This is a genomic window from Caulobacter sp. P1_B12_2 (assembly GCF_056406675.1).
The window spans coordinates 1-2,454 of the sequence record NZ_JBFTZS010000575.1 but is presented as its reverse complement, the minus strand read 5'-3'; the positions used below and the strand labels follow the sequence as shown (position 1 = coordinate 2,454).

2 protein-coding genes and 1 pseudogene are annotated in these 2,454 nt (G+C 66.1%); all 3 read right to left on the bottom strand.

The annotated features are described in order from the left end of the window. Positions 1–26: 26 nt before the first annotated feature. Entirely contained in the window at positions 27–422 is a 396-nt protein-coding gene (locus tag AC1DZ6_RS23500) for a DoxX family protein (protein ID WP_477099522.1), read from the bottom strand. A gap of 128 nt (positions 423–550) precedes the next feature. Next, on the bottom strand, positions 551–2,104 hold the full coding sequence (locus AC1DZ6_RS23495) for an AMP-binding protein (protein WP_477099521.1): 1,554 nt from the start codon (positions 2,102–2,104) through the stop codon (positions 551–553). 143 nt (positions 2,105–2,247) lie between these two features. After that, positions 2,248–2,454 (bottom strand): annotated as a pseudogene (locus AC1DZ6_RS23490) (alpha/beta hydrolase); the annotation flags it as partial.

Sequence of the window (2,454 nt, the reverse complement as noted above, 5' to 3'; positions counted from 1 at the left end):
CTTTTTGTTTGGCCTGGAAAGTACGGCTACGGCCGCTTGCGCAACTGCGCGTCTACGCTCCATTCGCCAGGACCGGCGAACACCAGGTACAGGAAGACGAAACTGAACAGGATCGCGGCCTCGCCGCCGTTCAGCCCCGGCCAGAAGCCCTGCGAGGCGTGGGCCAGGAAATAGGCCACGGCCATCTGGCCCGACAGGACGAACGCCACGGGGCGTGTGAACAGGCCCAGCACCAGCAAGCCGCCGCCCACGATCTCCAGCCAGGCCGCGGCCAGCAGCAGGGTCGGCAGCGGGTCAGGCGCGCCGGGCTGGGGACCCGGGAAGTGGAAGATCTTCATCAGGCCGTGCTCCATGAAGAGCAGGGCGGCGACGATCCGCAGCAGGCTGAGCACGCGCGGCGCCCATACGTTCAGTCGTTCCATCTCGATGTTCCCCTCTGGTGTTGTCCGACAACGGGCGACGAGCAAAGGCGTCGCCCGGAACGCGCACTGTACTGAAGGTCAGACCGCAAGAACGGTCGGGGCATGCGCCAGCGCATGTCCCGTCACGATCATGCGGCCTTGGCGTCCTGGTCGGCCATCCGCTGGATGGCGACATAGTCGGTCTTGCCGCTGCCCAGGACGGGCACCTGCATGACCTTGAGGATCTTGCGCGGCACGGCCAGTTCCGGCGCCCCGATGCTCTGGGCGTGGGCGACCAGCGAGGTGACAGCTGCGTCCTGCCGGTCGGTGACCAGGACCAGCTTTTCGCCCTTCTTCTTGTCGGGCATCGAGATCACGGCGTGACGGCCGTCGGGCCACACGGCGCTGGCCAGGTCTTCAGCGGCGGTCAGGGAGACCATCTCGCCGCCGATCTTGGCGAAGCGCTTCACCCGGCCCTTGATGGTGATCCACAGGTCGTCAGTGACGGTGACGACATCGCCGGTGTCGTGCCAACCGCCCTCGGGGGCATCGACGCCGCCGTCTTCGCGCAGATAACCCGACATGATGTTGGGACCGCGCACCAGCAGGCGGCCGCCGCCGGCGATGCCCTCGACGGGCTCGATCTTCCAGTCCTGGCCCGGCAGCAGACCGCCGACCGTGCCGCGCCGGTTGTCACCGGGCTTGTTGACCGCGATGACCGGCGAGGCCTCCGTCGCGCCGTAGCCTTCGAGAACCGGCACATTGCCGAACTTTTCATTGATGAGATTATGGGTCTCTTCCCGAACCTTTTCAGCGCCGCAGACGATGAACTTCAGGCCAGAGAGCTCATCGCTCTCCGAAGACCGAGCGTACTGATTCACAAAGGTGTCGGTGGCCAGCAGCACCGAAGCACCGGTGTCCTTCACCAAGGACGGAATCTGCTTGATGTGCAGAGGCGAAGGATACTGGAAGGCCTTCATGCCGGTCAGCAGCGGCAGGATCACGCCGCCCGTCAGGCCGAAGCAGTGGAACACCGGCAGCGGATTGAAAAACACCCAGGCCGGATCCAGCTCGATATGGGTGGCGATCTGCATCGCGTTCGACACCAGGTTGGCCTGGCTCAGCACCACGCCGCGCGGCGCGCCGAAGCTGCCCGAGGTGAACAGCACCACGCCCGGGTCCGACGGCTTGGCGGGGGCGCGAAGGCGGCGAGGGAAGGCGCCGGCCACGGCGGCGAACAGCTTGTCGCCGATGCCGATCGTGCCGCGCACATCTTCCAGATAAGTGATCGTCGCCTTGGCCTCGAGCGCGTCGACGATGTCGTGCAGCTTGCCCAGTTCGATGAACTTGTGGGCGGTCAGCACGCGCTTGACCCCCGCCAGCTCACAGGCGGCGCGCAGGTTGCGCAGGCCGGCCGTGAAGTTGAGCATGGTCGGCACGCGGCCGAAGGCGTGCAGGGCAAAGAACGTCACCACAGCGCCCGAACCGGACGGCAGCAGCACGCCGACATGCTCGCCCGGCTTGGTCATCGCCGCGATCTTGCGGCCGAGCGCGAAGCTCGCCCGCACCAGGTCGGTGTAGCTGAGCGGATTGCGATCCTGGTCCTCGAGGATCGGCTTCTTCGCGCCGTACTTGTCACGGGCGTCAAGCAGGGCGTCGAAGAGGGCCTTCTGGCCTTCCTGCGCATTGAAAACTACCGGCATGCCGGCGAAACCTCCCGGAAGCGCGACGTTGCGCCCTCGTCTAATTGAAGCGGGACCCTAGCGACGGTGTGTCGCTTTGCAAACACCCGTTACGTGCGCGGAAGCGCACCGCTCCTTCTAAAATGCGCTCGATCCCTTGTGGTTCAAGGGGGCGCGGGTGGAGAGGCGACGCGAGGTCGAAGGGTTTCGCTGACCGCTTTTAGCCAGGGCGCGCGGACCGAATCTGTCTCCAGGTGCAGGGCGTGGCGGGCCGTGGGATAGCGAGTCTCGACGCAGCGGGACAGGGCGGCGCAGACCTGGCTCTGGGGCTGGGGCAGGGCTTTGACGTCCTGGCCGGCGTCCAGCATCAT